Source organism: Natronobacillus azotifigens (assembly GCF_026805325.1).
GTDB lineage: Bacteria > Bacillota > Bacilli > Bacillales > Amphibacillaceae > Natronobacillus > Natronobacillus azotifigens.
Window position 1 is genome coordinate 1 of record NZ_JAPRAT010000030.1, and the last position, 14,447, is coordinate 14,447.

A 14,447-nucleotide genomic window follows, 5' to 3' on the forward strand; every position below is an offset into this window, starting at 1 on the left:
AGTTGTGCCTAAAGAGAAAGTCGAAGAAATAATTGGTGCTAAAATTGGTTAAGAAGTACAGCACTAAAAAAACAAAATACGTAGGGGTTTATCAAGACTTACAGACTAAAAAGTATGGTTACAGAGTAAAGCTAGGAACTGATCGTTCAACGGGGAAATCTATTCATGAACACCGTAGAGGTTTTAGAACAGCTAGTGAAGCAAATGAAGCTCGCACAACAGCTTTAAAGAAGAAACAAGATTTAGGAGCTTTGTCTAATACTAATATGACCTATGATATGTTTATGGAAAGGTATTATATCCCGGAATATAGAAATAGTGTAGAATCTTCTACGTGGAGGTCTAGAGAAAGGATACTGCAAAAATTAAAAGAGAGGTTTGGTAATAAAAAGCCACGTGATATATCTACTCTTGATATATTAGATTTTAAAAATGAATTGTTAGAGACCTTCTCTCAGAACTATGCTCGTTTAATATTTGGGATGTTCTCTCGAACATTAAAACATGCGAAAAAGCACGGTTTGATTAAAGAAAACTTAGTAGAAATTGTTAACGGTATTCCTAAGAAAAAAACTGAAGTCACCTATTGGACGAAAGAAGAATTAGAAAAAGTAATTCAAACTTTTAATTTAAAAGATTTTTATGAACACATGTCCTTTGTAATGATATTTTTATATTATATGACTGGAATGCGAGTCAATGAGGCTACCGCATTATACTGGTCGGAAAATGTAGACTTTGAAAACAAACAAATTAGGGTGTGGCATAATCTAGATTTTAAAAGCGGGAAAGATTGGAACAGAAAGACTAAAATGAAAACAGAAGCTGGTCGCAGAATTATCTCTATTGATGATGACACTGTTAAAATACTTAAAGATTGGCAAAGTAGACAAAAAGAAATAGGCAACTATGATTTTGTTATTTCTTACACAGGAGAGCCATTAGGTAAATCGACTATCGGCAGAATAATTAAACGTCACGGAAAACTTGCAGGAGTTACACCAATCAGTCCTAAGGGATTACGCCACTCACATGCTAGTCTGCTTATTAATTCTGGTGTTAATCCTTTAGTTGTTCAAAAGCGATTAGGTCACTCTGATATTCAAATAACACTTGGAGTATATTCTCACCTGTATCCTACTGTTGATAGAGAGGTTGCTGATCAATTAAATGGGCAGGTTAAAATTCAAACATCTGATATAACTTTAACGAATTGGAATGGTAATCAACATGTGAAACCACCAAAAAATAAGAATAAAGGTGAGTAGTTACTATGAATCCTATTGTTGTTTTCTCGCATAAACCTTCTGTTGGATTATTAAATATCGATACTATGGAATTGTTGTGGTTGCAAAGAGTACAAGAAAAACATGCGATTTTTTCAAGGATAGAATCTGGTTTTGATTACTATTACCTAAATGATATATTAATCATTCCAGACCCTCGAAAAACAATTCCTTGCCTTGAAAAAGCGTTCTATCTAGGGGATTTAAAAGTTGATTGTGAAGGAGAATATATCCTTTTCTTTAACTTCAAACTCATTGAAAATATTATCTTCGCTGAATCGTTATCTTTACCTTCTTATAAATTCATAAAGGATAATATCAGAAGTGAGCGTTAACAAAATGAGCGTTTAAATTTAGATGGTTACCAAAAAGGGTACCAAAAACAAAAAACAAAGCCTAAGACACTGATATACCAATGTCTAGGCTCTCGTTTTATACTATTCCCACTCAATCGTCGCCGGTGGCTTGCTCGTCACATCATACACGACGCGGTTAACGTGGTCGACTTCATTGACAATACGGGTTGAGATCTTCTCTAGTACATCCCATGGGATTCTTGCCCAATCGGAAGTCATTCCATCAATCGATGTTACTGCTCGGATACCGATCGTGTGATCATACGTACGTGCATCGCCCATTACACCAACACTACGAATGTCAGGTAACACGGTGAAGTATTGCCATATATCACGATCTAGTCCTGCTAATTGAATTTCTTCACGCAAAATCGCATCAGATTCGCGAACGATTTCTACTTTTTCTTCTGTTACTTCACCAAGTACTCGAATTCCTAAACCAGGTCCTGGGAATGGTTGACGCCAAACAACTGCTTCTGGCACACCTAATTCTAAACCGAGTGCTCGTACTTCGTCTTTAAATAACGTATTTAACGGCTCTAACAATTCGAACTGCATATCTTCCGGTAATCCACCCACATTGTGGTGAGATTTAATCGTTTGTGCTGTCTCTGTTCCACTTTCCACAATATCGGTGTATAGCGTTCCTTGAGCAAGAAAATCCATTTCCTTCAATTTCTCCGCCTCGTCATCAAAAACATAAATAAATTCATTCCCAATGATTTTACGCTTTTGTTCTGGATCACTAACGCCTTTGAGTTTGCTCATGAATCGTTCTTTCGCATCGACACGAATGATATTCATTTTGAAGCCATCACGGAATGTCTCCATAACCATATCACCTTCATATTTACGCAACAAACCATGATCAACAAAAATACAAGTTAATTGATCGCCAATTGCTTTATGAATCAATGCTGCTACTACGGAAGAATCAACCCCTCCACTTAACGCGCATAACACTTTACGATCACCAACTAATTCACGGATCTTCTCCACTTCTTGATCAACAAAATTAGCCATCGTCCAATCACCAGTACACTCGCTAATATCAAAAACAAATTGCTTCAGCAAATCATTCCCATAAATCGTATTGCGTACTTCTGGGTGGAACTGTACGGCATAAATTCCCTTTTCTTTATTACTCATCGCAGCGATTGGCGTAGATGGATTGGTAGCTTCGACAACAAAATCTGCTGGTGCTTCTATTACTTTATCGCTATGACTCATCCAAACGGTTTGTTCATGAGGTGTACCGGTAAACAAACGCGCACCTTCTGTCACCTTGATATCCGCTTTTCCATATTCACGTTGACTCGAGCGCTCAACTTTCCCGCCAAAATGTTGGGTAATTAATTGCATCCCATAACAAATCCCTAAAATCGGAATACCTAAATCAAAGATCGCTTCATTCACTCGGAAACTATTTTCCCCATAAACACTGTGTGGACCTCCAGAAAGAATAATTCCTTTAGGATTTATTTTTTTGATTTCCTCGATAGAAATTCGGTGTGAATGTAGCTCGCTATATACACCAAACTCACGAATTCGTCTTGTGATTAATTGATTGTACTGACTACCATAATCTAATACGAGAATCATTTCATTGTCTACTTGCATGTGGTCAACTCCCCTTATCTCTGTGTGCCTTGGATCTCTCTTAGTAATTAAAAAAATGAAATTCTACCTTTATTATGATACAAAGGCAGAATTTCATGATCACTTTTTATTCTGCCTCCATAGTCGAAACATTTGTGGTGTCTCGCTAGAAACTCTCGAACCATATTATCAAGAATATATAGAGGTTATTCATTCATATTTATCTTATTCTATCAGTGGCTTTACACCTGGTCAAGATCATACCTGGTATATTATCTTTTTCCATAAATCATAAAGCGTTTGATCTTGTACAACAGCTAAATCATTTCGATATAAAACACGTTGATAAAGCATGGTTAATTCATGCATATCTCTTGAATCTAACTGCTTATCCACTTGAAGCGCAAAATTCTGTAACGTCTGATCACGTTGACGTTTCATTCCCTTTACTGCTAAGAAACGCAACAAATAATGATAAGCACGTTCTAATTGCTTTGGATTTTTAAAGGTTGGAAACTTCCAGATTAACAAACGTTTTAACAACCGATAACGGGTGAGATAACCAACAACAAGCAATCCAACAGCAAGAATAGTGACAATCATCCAAATTACTGATGAGTTGAATGATCCATTTCCTCCTATCATTACTTCCCCTGTTTCCTCTTCCGCTTCTTCTTCTTCTTGATCCTCTCGTTCTTCCTGTTCTTCTTGCTCCTCTTCTTCTAACACTGGTGGTTCCTCAGAGTCGTCCGTCTCTTGATCATCATTGTTTTCTCCAATAACATCTTCTCCAGCAAAACCAATCGTCGGCTCAAACGGAACCCAACCAATTCCAGGAAAATATACTTCTACCCAAGAGTGCGCATTATTGTTTGTTATTTCATAAAGATAACGATACTCCGAATCTGTTGATAAGTTCTCGATCACTTCTCCTCCAGTAAAACCTTTTACCCATCGCGCCGGAATATCTAAGGACCGTAATAAAACGATCATCGAGGTAGAGAAGTTATCACAATAGCCCGCTTGTGTATCAAATAGAAATTGATCAACATAGTCTTGATGTTCACCAGGAATCGGAACATTCGTCGTTTCATAAGTAAAGTTATTTTCCGAAAAATAATTCTCGATCGCATAGACCTGATCATAACGGGTTTCTTCTCCTGCAGTAATTTGTTCCGCTAAATCATTCACTCGTTCTGGAAGTGTGTCAGGTAGCTGTAAATAATAAAATTGTACCATCTCTGGATCATCACCTGTTGCATTACGCAATTGATCCGGAGAGAAATCTGGATAATCATAACTGATTTCGAAAGCTTCATAAAGACTATTTTCCGATCTAAACTCTGGTTCAACAATTCCACTGTCTATATCATAAGAATAATAATAAGCTTCTGGATGATCTACAAAGAAAGTGCCATACGGATAGACCAGTCGATCAAAACTCACATCAGATTGATACTCGACTGTTGCATCAAGCGTTGTAACATCATCCCAGATAAACAAGTCTAAATCCAACCATCCATCTACCTGTGTATGATATTGATCGTTGGTCGTGCGGGTCCAACCTTTACCGGTATAGAAGTTCTTTGTTTCAATACGCCAATAATGCCGTTTCGATGCTTCTGCTTGAAAAACAGGCGTATCATCTTGTGCAAAAGAACCTCCCAGAATCGAGTCATCTTCTCCATAGCCAACTTTTCGTTCACCTTCTTGACTACCTTCCCTAATTTGCTCAGCTGCACTTGTCAAAAAGGGAACAGGATCTGGCCAGACCGGATCTGCTTTTGGCGCATGATATCCTAGAAAAACAAAGAGCGCAAGCATAATAACACTTGGCAAAAATATTCCTTCAAACCACTTGTGAACGCTTGGTAACAATTCAGCTTTTTCCAACCGTTTCACATAACTCGCAATAGAAAACAGTAACAGCGAAATCACGAACATGCGAATAATGGCATGATTGGCTTCATATACCGTGAATGTATCCATTACGGTTACAAAAACAAAAGTGGCTACAATAAATAGAAAAACACGCTTCATGATATAGAACCAAAAATACAGCAAATAACTAATTAGCCAAATTAAAACCAATAACATCAATGTTCGAAAAAATGGCGTGAGTTGTTGCCAATTTTGTCCCATGAGCATGGAACCATTAAACGATAGCTCACTCCAGACCGTTTGAAACCATTCTGATGTTCCAATTGTTGCTGTAACATAAGTACGGTCAAGTACTAGAATTAATCCAATCAATTTGACAGGAAATGAAATGATTGGCCTTTGCATCATGGTAATGAGAAAACAAAGCCCAGCATACACAAGGTATAACTCAAGATCATATGAATCAGCAATAAAAGCAAGTGGTCGAATCCATTCTAAAAATAAAAAGAAACTTCCAACGTAAAGAAACAATCCTAACAAGATCTCATTTCGATCTTTTTGCCTTTCCCTTTGCTTTCGTTTCCTCCTCATAATTTCACCGCCAATCTCTCTTGCTTTAATAAATGCTCATTTAGCACGACTACTTGAATGCCATACTGTGTGAGTTGGTGGGCAACCTGCTCATTTTCCGTCGTGATCGATCGAGCAGGCTTGGTCAAAAATAAAAGTAGTTTTTTACTTCTTTCTTGCAATTGTTTGTATACTTTTATCGAAGCTTCCGTTAGGTCGGATACACACATTAACACGAGCGTATCGGGTGATATTTTCCCTAGATTCGCTTGTAAGGTCGGTTCAAACAAACAAGAAGCATCTGGTTGAATGTTGGTGAAATATGCTGTTCGCATTTGATTGTGACTTCCGGTTTGCGCCGGAAAGTATTTTACTTTCCCACTTAGTCCGAACACTCCTACTTTTATTCCTTGTTTTTGTAAACGTTCGATCAGACCGGTTACCAGCGATACATTGATTTCAAATGCAGCAAGATTCGCTGTTGCTTGAGCACTCGCATCCAAAATGACTAACACTTCTGCTAACTGCTCTTTATCAAATTCTTTCGTCATTAATTTTTCTGATCTAGCGGTTGTTTTCCAATCAATCCAAGAAAATCGATCACCAGGCAAATATTCACGAACACTTGTTACAACATTTGCTCGCTCTGTATCCAGCATAGAAGAGGACTGTTTTCCTTCTGCATGTCTATTATTTGATTTCAACATCGTAATCTCTTTCACAAATGGAGCAACAGACAAAGTAGATTCCGCAAAATGAGTAAATTTCTTTGTCACAAACCCAAACATATCTCCCGTTTCAATTGTAACTGAACGAAACGTATGAATTCCTCTTGGTAGATCATTCAACTGATATTGATAAACTAGTTCGCGCCTAAAAATGGGATACTGCACCTGCTTTTTCACACGTTTCATTTTCAAAAAATTAGGTGTTAAAAGATAGCTGACAATTTGTTTGTCCACAAACCGATAATGGAATGATTCCGAAAAGTTATCTTCAACAATCAGATATGGTAATGGAACCGGTATTTTTCGTTTTAAATAGATGGTTACCGTTACTGACCCACCTGCTTTGTTCGTGGTATCAGATAATACGCGCTCGATTTGCCAATCAGAAATTGGGTAGAACAATAAGAGTAACAAGTATACAAGAACCGGAATAAATGCATATAACAAAAACCAACTAACAAATCCACCCTGAAACATCGCGTAAGCAAAGAGAATAGCAAAAATGATAACGAGCTGGATTAGCTTGTTAGCCGTTTTCACGTACCGAATCATTCTGCATATTCCTTACGTGTTGGTACTGGTATATCCTTCAATATATTTGCTATTAATTGTTCGCTATTTTTATCCGCAAATTTTGCTTCCGGCGTCAATATTATTCGGTGGGCAAGTACAAAGGGAGCTAAGTACTTGATATCGTCTGGAACAACATAGTCACGATTATGAATCAACGCATAAGCTTTTGCCGCTTTCATTAGTGCGATTGCTCCACGAGGGCTTACCCCTAGGTAAACATCCGAAGTCTTCCGCGTTTGGCGAACCAATTGGACGATGTATTGTTGAACAATCGGATCAATAAACACATCATTCACTTGTTTCTGTAGTGCGATTAGATCCTCTCGTTCTAAAACAGCTTCTAAATCTTCAATCGGATGAGTTCCTTCCATTTGCATTAGCATTTGCGCTTCTTCAGCTTCGGTCGGATAACCCATTCGTAATTTTAGTAGAAATCGATCAAGTTGCGCTTCAGGCAGCGGATACGTTCCTTCATATTCAATAGGATTCTGTGTTGCCATCACAAAGAATGGTTGATCAATCTGAACAGTCTCTCCATCAACCGTTACACTGTTTTCCTCCATTGCTTCTAATAGCGCGGATTGTGTTTTCGGTGAGGTTCGATTCACCTCATCAGCTAGCACAATATCTCCAATGATTGGTCCTTTTCTAAATTCAAATTGTTGGGTATGCGGATGATAAATGGATACACCAGTTACATCAGAGGGGAGTAAATCTGGGGTAAACTGAATACGATGAAATGAACAGTGCAAGGATTTTGCTAACGCTCGAACTAGCATCGTCTTTCCCACTCCTGGAACATCCTCTAATAAGACGTGACCTTTAGCAAGTAACGCTACTAAACTCAATTTTGTTACATCTTCTTTCCCAACGATTACACGGTTTATGTTTTCCATTACCCGAGCAATCATTGGTTGATAATTAATGGTTTGATTTATCATGACTGTCACCTTCCTGTTATCTAGAAGTTTAATAGTTTATTCTATCTATTATACTATATTTTTTCTTGTAAAAAAGAAACAATTCCAGAAAAATAACAGTAACAATTTATCTTTTTTTGAAAGGTTGAAAAATATCGATATGTGTTCTTTCATCATAGTGGTCGACAGCATTTTTGCTTTGCATGATTTCGATCATTACTTTAATGATTTCAGCGAATTACCAGTAATATCAAATCCTGCATTAGTTGGCGCACTTACCGATGCAAAGAATCTGACTTATCGTAGATTGATTCGTGAAGTTACCTAGTTTTTGGCGCTCAAAGCTGGGCGTGGGTTATTCTGTTCCCGAAAAGTTAGCCACAGCTAAATGGATTCCATTATTTCCTATACAACAAAAAACTCAATTCATCATTTAGACGAATTGAGCTTTCTTATTATTTATCGTATTTAAATTTCTCAATATTCTCTTGCATCATCTCCGCTAATTCCGATAATGATGAGCTAGATTCTGCGATTTCATGCATGGAATTGGTTTGCTCTGTTACAGAAGCTGATGCTTGTTCTGTACTTGCTGCATTTTCCTCCGAAATAGCAGATAAGTTATGGAGAACCTCTACAATATTCTGGCTGGTTTCTTTCATGATCGAACCAGATTCGGTAAGTCCTTTCACAATTTCTTTCATTTCTTCAATTTTAACTGCAATACCTGTAAATTGATTGCTCGTTTCTTGTACAATCACCATCTGATCATTCATATTTTCATCCACAATATCAATTGCTCCAACAGCTTCTTTACTTTTACTTGCTAATTCATTAATCACCGAAACAATTTCATTCGTAAAACGATTCGATTGTTCTGCTAGTTTACGTACTTCATCCGCTACAACAGCAAAACCTTGTCCAGCTTCTCCCGCACGTGCGGCCTCAATTGCCGCATTAAGTGCAAGTAAATTTGTTTGCTCTGCGATATCGCCAATCATCTGACTAGCTTTTGCAATCTTATCTACACTTTCATTTGTTAAATGAATAATACTTTTCACTTCATTCGAAGACGCAACAGATTGCTCCGATTTTTTATTCAATTGATCCATCTGAACAAGACCTTGATCCTTCAACGTTGTAACTGCTTCTGTTGACTGTTTCATTTTCTCAACTTGTGCTTGCTCGTCTTCAATCTTCGTGCTCAAATCTTGCATATACTCGACACCTTTTTCTGTGTCATTCGCTTGTTCACTCGCACCGTTTGAAATATCTTCAATAACTTTTGACACTTCGATAGCCGTATTAGCAGATTGCTCACTCGTTGCGGTCAACTCCTCAGAAGCTGCAGATATTTGTTCTGCCACTTCACCATTCTTCTGAATAAGATTCATTAAGTTAACCCGCATCGCTTCACTTGCACGAGCAATTTCGCCCACCTCGTCTTTCTTGTTCATGATCTTCATGAATTTATTATTATCTTTCGTATTTGTCAAATCATAATTAGCGATTCGATTTAACTCTGTTGTCACCAGGTTAATCGGTTTAGCAATAGAATTACTAATCAGATAAGTCACGATAACTGCTAGAATAATAGCGATAACTGTTACAAAGATAATAAAATAATTTAATACATGTAAATCTTCGAAAACCTCTGCTCGATCTACTTCAATCATAAAAATCCATTCCGTACCTTCAATTGGAGCATAACCTACATATGTACGTTCCCCATCAAATGTATGCTCCCCAACACCTATGTGACCATGAACCATTTCTGTTTCAAACAATATTAATAGTTCATCTACACTAGTGTCCTGCATTTCTCCCTCTTCACCTTCCATTTCGCCATACTCTTCATAGGTAGCAAATAGGTTAAATTGCATCGGGATTAGAATCGGCTCAGAATGCGCCTGGAAAGTACCCTCATGATCGATAACTGCAGATCTCCCTGTTTCGCCAAAAGTAATTGAATTTACAACATCACTAAAAGGTAGTGCTTCTTTTAAACCATAAAGTATACCTGTTACTGTGTTGCCTTCATAAACAGGAGTAGCTACAATAATAAATGGTTCTTCATACTCCTCAAATACAAATACGTTTGACACAGCTGATTCCCCATTAACTGCTGTCTGAAAGAAATCATCGAGTGCGATATTCATTTCACTCCTACTTTGATCAAACATGATTCCATTTCCATTCAAATCAGCAAAACCAAAAGCAAAATGATCTGTTCGCTCTGCCTGCCCTTCAAAATAGGTTACTTTCTCTTCCCAGTCCGAATCATCTGTTACGATATCTAATCCGGCTAAAGTTTCCATGTAGTGCTTTTCATTGTTTAATTGTGATTCGACAAATTTAGCACCCTCGTCTGCAATGTTTTTAAATGTCTCTTCTGCAAAACTATTGATCGCACCACCAGCTCCAAGCATCGAAAGTGCACCTAAACCTACTGACACAAAAAGAACAAGTAGTGTAAATAAAATAATCATTTTCATTTTTAACGTTCTCAGTTTCATATAATCCCCCTCTTAGTAAACAACTTCACATTATCTTTTTGTGAGTATAAGTTGTATATCGACATAGTTCGACGCTGTTTAATAAGTACTTTTTGCCTTAATTGTCATTGCTTTAAAAGAATTTTTCTTGTTTTTTTAAAAACCTATCTATAATCAGATTGGTAACGATAACAATTTTTTTCGTCATAAAAAAAAACCTAAAACTCATCATAAGTCTTAGGGATTTTTACTCATTTAAATGGCCACCAATTGTATTTTCCAATCCATTTGAACATAATAGGTACAAATAATGGCAACAGTATTAATGTATAAAATACAATGCCTGCAATTGCGATTGTACTGATTTGCATTAAACTTAGTACTCCTGCCGGATATAAGGAAGCAAATGTCCCTCCTAAAATGACCCCCGCAGATAAGACAGTATTCCCCACTTTTTTCATTACATCAAGAATAATTTCTGAATAGTTTCCTTCCTCTTGTTGCTCTTGGTGTTCTTTTAATTCGTCTGTTAATCTGCCGAGTAAGAAAATAGAATAATCGACACCTAGAGCCATTAACAGGACAAAACCAAAAAATGGTGTTGCCCACATCACTCCAGCATAACCAAGCCAATCAACAAAGATAATCTCTGTAATCGCCATCGCGCTATAATACGTAAGGACAAGAGAAATCAATACATAAACAGGAATGATCAATGATTTAAACAAGATAACTAAAGCGAGAAATATCCCGATCAACATAACCGTTGCAGTAAACAGAAAATCTTCATTAGAAACATCGCGTAAATCCCGGTTATTGCTCGATAAACCATCAATAGCAAATGGCGCATCCTCTAAGAAAGTATCTCGTAGCGTAAAGGCAGTAACTTCTTCTATTTCATCGAGAAGGTCAAATGCCTCATCACTGTAGGGATTCACATCGAGTTCAACTTCTAAATAGGCCACACGTTTTTCTTCAGGGGTAGTGTATTGTTCCCACACTTGCTCAAATTCTTCTGATTCAATAATTTCCTCTAAAAATAACACCCCAACTAATGGATGATCAGATTGATCGACCATCTCCCCTAATAAATCTACAGCCTCTATTAAGCCAGAAGCTATTTCCTCTGTTCCTTCTTCCATCTCCGTTAAACCATCAATCAACAAGTAAAGCATCTCACGCATCATATCCGTGTTTTGCGTGAACTCTTCTAGACCCGTTTGGATGTCCGATAAACCAGATCCTACTTCTGAAAATCCTAATACTGCTTCATCTAAACCGCTAATCGCTTCACCAATTCCCTCATAAATTTCCTCTGTTCCTTCGTTCATTTCCGATAATCCAGCCAATAATTGCTCATATGCCTCACTAAATTGACTGATTTGCTCCTGAATAGCAGCATCTTCAGCTAAAAATTCTGACAAACCTTCTTGAAGTGTTGTTAACCCGACTATCATTTCCTCTAGCTGGACTGGAATTTCTGTCGGTTCTATCTCTCCTTCAAGATCAGCAAACAATTCAGTGATGTCAGTAAAACGGTCGAACATGGACCTTAACTGCTCTAGTTCCTCTAAAATGTTGGTTTGAAAATTACCCAATTCGTCTTGCAAGTCAATGATAGTTTCAGCACTTGCCTCTAATTGTTCGTTTAATGATGCAATAAAATTAGCCAAACCTAGCAAGGCATCACCAGTTGTATTTGCATCTGGTAAAATTTCCTCAAACCAATTTTCAGGAAGCTGTTCCAAGAGTTCCGCCAAAATAGATTCATCCGTATCAAGCATTTCGGATGGATCATTTGCAAGGGTTCGCAACACAGATTCAAATTCTGTCAACGTGTTTGTCACTTCTAACATGCTCGTTGCCAGCTCATTTATTGGATCGCTGAAAACGGATATATCTTCGACGACTTCTTGAATCTGTGCAAGCGACTCATCAATTTCTTCTTCATTTTGTAAAAAGAAATCGATCATCTCTTGGTCAAATACCTCACTATCTAACAAATCAACTGAATCTACAGCATCTACAATCGCTTGAAATTCTTCTAAGCCATCAATCATTGTAGTTAGTCCGTCATTCATTTCTTCCAGTTGATCAAACAATTCCATTATTCCTTGCTCCGCTTGATCCAGTTCATCATGATAACCTTCTAACTCCGATATAATTTCCTGTTGACCAACCGCGATTTCTTCAAGTCCATCTTGCCCTTCAGAAAGCCCGTCTTGTATTTCTTCTAAACCCGCAACTCCTTCGTCAACACCATCTCTTAATTGCTCCACACCATCAATTAGCTCAAGCATGGCCTCTTCTACATCATCGAATTCACTCTCGCCTTCCTCAAGCTCATTAATCATTTCTTGTTGACCCTCTGATAATTCTTCCAAACCATCAATCGCTTCCCGAAGACCAGATTGTAGTTCTTCTGCCAGGGAAGGTACCTTTGCTTCTTCTACTACTGAACCAGTTGGGCGACTAACCGTTCGAACATCGTCTACCCGATCAATCTTTGCTAAATTCATACTGACATATTCTAAATAGGGAATAGCTCGCACATCTTGCCACGTTTCATTTTCACTTTCGATAACTAAGGTAGAAAAAAATAAATTCCCTTCCCCAAAGGCATCGTCAATTAACTGATACGCTTTTACAGAATCATAAGACTGATCAATTTCCTCTAAATTATCAAACGAACGTTCATTGTTGTATGTTAATAACAAAGGAATCGTTGCTACGAGAATGATAAAGAGTGCATATTTTGTTTTATACAATGCAAAATAGCCCAATTTTCCCCATAACCAATTGTTTGGCTTTTTCTCTCTTGATTGCATCGGCCAAAAAATTCTATTACCAAACACAAAAAACAGAAATGGATACAGCATCCACATGGCTACAATCACAAACAAAACACTAAATGCTACCCCAGCCGCGGATTGATATAACTCAAAATTCGCTAACCCGATTGCAGCAAAGCCGATAAAGCCCGTCATGGCACTATACAAAATGGAATTCCTTGCACCTTTCATCGTTTGTTTCATTGCTTGATAGCCATCCGAAGTATTACCTGCTTCTTCTTGAAATCGTTGCATGATTAGAATGCAATAATCAGTCCCAACTCCAAAGACAACCACCAAGATAAACACTTCCGTGAATTGAGAAACCGGAAAACCAAATCGATCAATTAAAATTGCTACAAAAGAGACAGACAATACATAGACCGTCCCTAACATAACTAATGGAATAAACGGGGCAACAGGTGATCGAAATACAATTGCCAATACCAAAAACACTAAAATAACCGTAATTATTGTTGAACGATTTAAGCCTTCTTCCGTAGAAATAAGCACATCTTCATTTATCACAATCTCACCCGTTTGATAATGAGGCACCTCATCTACAGCAGTCGCATCTTGAATCGTGCTTCTTAACTCTGGATACTCGTGGGATTCAATCTCAAGCTGAATAACTGCTACGATTAAATCTTCGTCCTCACTTAATAGGCGCTCCTCTGTTTCCTCACTATCAAAAGGAGTAATCACATCATGAATTTCCAGCTCATCCTTTTCTTTGAGTTCTTCGAGTCGATCCTCTATCGCCTCTTTTTGATCTTCAGTAAAAGAACGATTTTCTTCCTGATGATATACGATGATAATTTCATTGCCCGTAAAACCACCATCATCAGCAATTAACTCATCGACTACTTGGGAGGGATACCCATCTGGAGCACTTGGTGTTCCCTCTTCCCGAACAAACTCACTAATGTCAGGAGAAAAGATATATAGCATCGTAACAAGAACGATCCAAATGACAGGGTTTATATGTAAACCTTTGATTCCTTTTGATTGACGCTTTTCATTTTTAGCCATATTTTCCTCCTACACGGAATGATTGAGTTCCTAAAAATAGCAATATAAAAAGACTTTAACCGTTTTTCATCGAAATGAAACCAGTAAAGTCTTCTATTGTTTTCTCTAATAATTACTATTTTATTTATTTTCAGAGGATAAATACTTATTTCTGCCTACCAAAAATATGTGAGCGA

9 protein-coding genes and 1 riboswitch are annotated in these 14,447 nt (G+C 37.5%); of the genes, 3 read left to right on the forward strand and 6 right to left on the reverse strand.

Features of this window, described 5'->3' with window-relative positions; translation table 11 throughout:
* Positions 1-44 precede the first annotated feature (44 nt).
* Both OWO01_RS13390 and OWO01_RS13395 read left to right on the forward strand, forming a co-directional pair.
* On the forward strand, positions 45-1,268 hold the full coding sequence (locus tag OWO01_RS13390; protein ID WP_268780969.1) for a tyrosine-type recombinase/integrase: 1,224 nt from the start codon (positions 45-47) through the stop codon (positions 1,266-1,268).
* Positions 1,269-1,273: 5 nt separating this feature from the next.
* Positions 1,274-1,621, forward strand: a complete 348-nt coding sequence (locus OWO01_RS13395; RefSeq protein ID WP_268780970.1) for a hypothetical protein — start codon at positions 1,274-1,276, stop codon at positions 1,619-1,621.
* Between the two features lie 102 nt (positions 1,622-1,723).
* On the opposite strand, the gene guaA is transcribed toward OWO01_RS13395, so the two are convergent.
* The 4 genes from guaA to OWO01_RS13415 all read right to left on the reverse strand — a co-directional run bounded on the left by guaA (position 1,724) and on the right by OWO01_RS13415 (position 7,934).
* Positions 1,724-3,262 carry a glutamine-hydrolyzing GMP synthase gene (gene guaA, locus OWO01_RS13400; RefSeq protein ID WP_268780971.1) on the reverse strand — a complete coding sequence of 513 codons (1,539 nt, stop codon included), beginning with the start codon at positions 3,260-3,262 and terminating at the stop codon, positions 1,724-1,726.
* Positions 3,263-3,362: 100 nt separating this feature from the next.
* Positions 3,363-3,464, reverse strand: a riboswitch (purine riboswitch).
* Between the two features lie 35 nt (positions 3,465-3,499).
* Complete coding sequence (locus tag OWO01_RS13405; protein ID WP_268780972.1) at positions 3,500-5,713, reverse strand: DUF4129 domain-containing transglutaminase family protein; 2,214 nt, start codon at positions 5,711-5,713, stop codon at positions 3,500-3,502.
* On the reverse strand, positions 5,710-6,972 hold the full coding sequence (locus OWO01_RS13410; RefSeq protein ID WP_268780973.1) for a DUF58 domain-containing protein: 1,263 nt from the start codon (positions 6,970-6,972) through the stop codon (positions 5,710-5,712). Before OWO01_RS13410 ends, OWO01_RS13405 begins: the two co-directional genes overlap by 4 nt.
* Positions 6,969-7,934, reverse strand: a complete 966-nt coding sequence (locus OWO01_RS13415) for an AAA family ATPase (protein WP_268780974.1) — start codon at positions 7,932-7,934, stop codon at positions 6,969-6,971. The genes OWO01_RS13410 and OWO01_RS13415 overlap by 4 nt, the downstream gene beginning before the upstream one ends.
* A gap of 139 nt (positions 7,935-8,073) precedes the next feature.
* Here OWO01_RS13415 and OWO01_RS13420 point away from each other — a divergent pair, with 139 nt between their 5' ends.
* Positions 8,074-8,241, forward strand: coding sequence for a hypothetical protein (locus OWO01_RS13420; protein ID WP_268780975.1), 168 nt, complete (start codon positions 8,074-8,076; stop codon positions 8,239-8,241).
* 127 nt (positions 8,242-8,368) lie between these two features.
* Here the strand turns inward: OWO01_RS13420 and OWO01_RS13425 are convergent, their stop codons facing one another.
* Both OWO01_RS13425 and OWO01_RS13430 read right to left on the reverse strand, forming a co-directional pair.
* Entirely contained in the window at positions 8,369-10,429 is a 2,061-nt protein-coding gene (locus OWO01_RS13425; protein WP_268780976.1) for a methyl-accepting chemotaxis protein, read from the reverse strand.
* A 230-nt stretch (positions 10,430-10,659) separates the two neighbouring features.
* The gene (locus tag OWO01_RS13430; RefSeq protein WP_268780977.1) at positions 10,660-14,271 is read right to left on the reverse strand and encodes an MMPL family transporter; all 3,612 of its coding nucleotides are present in this window, start codon (positions 14,269-14,271) and stop codon (positions 10,660-10,662) included.
* Between the last annotated feature and the right edge of the window lie 176 nt (positions 14,272-14,447).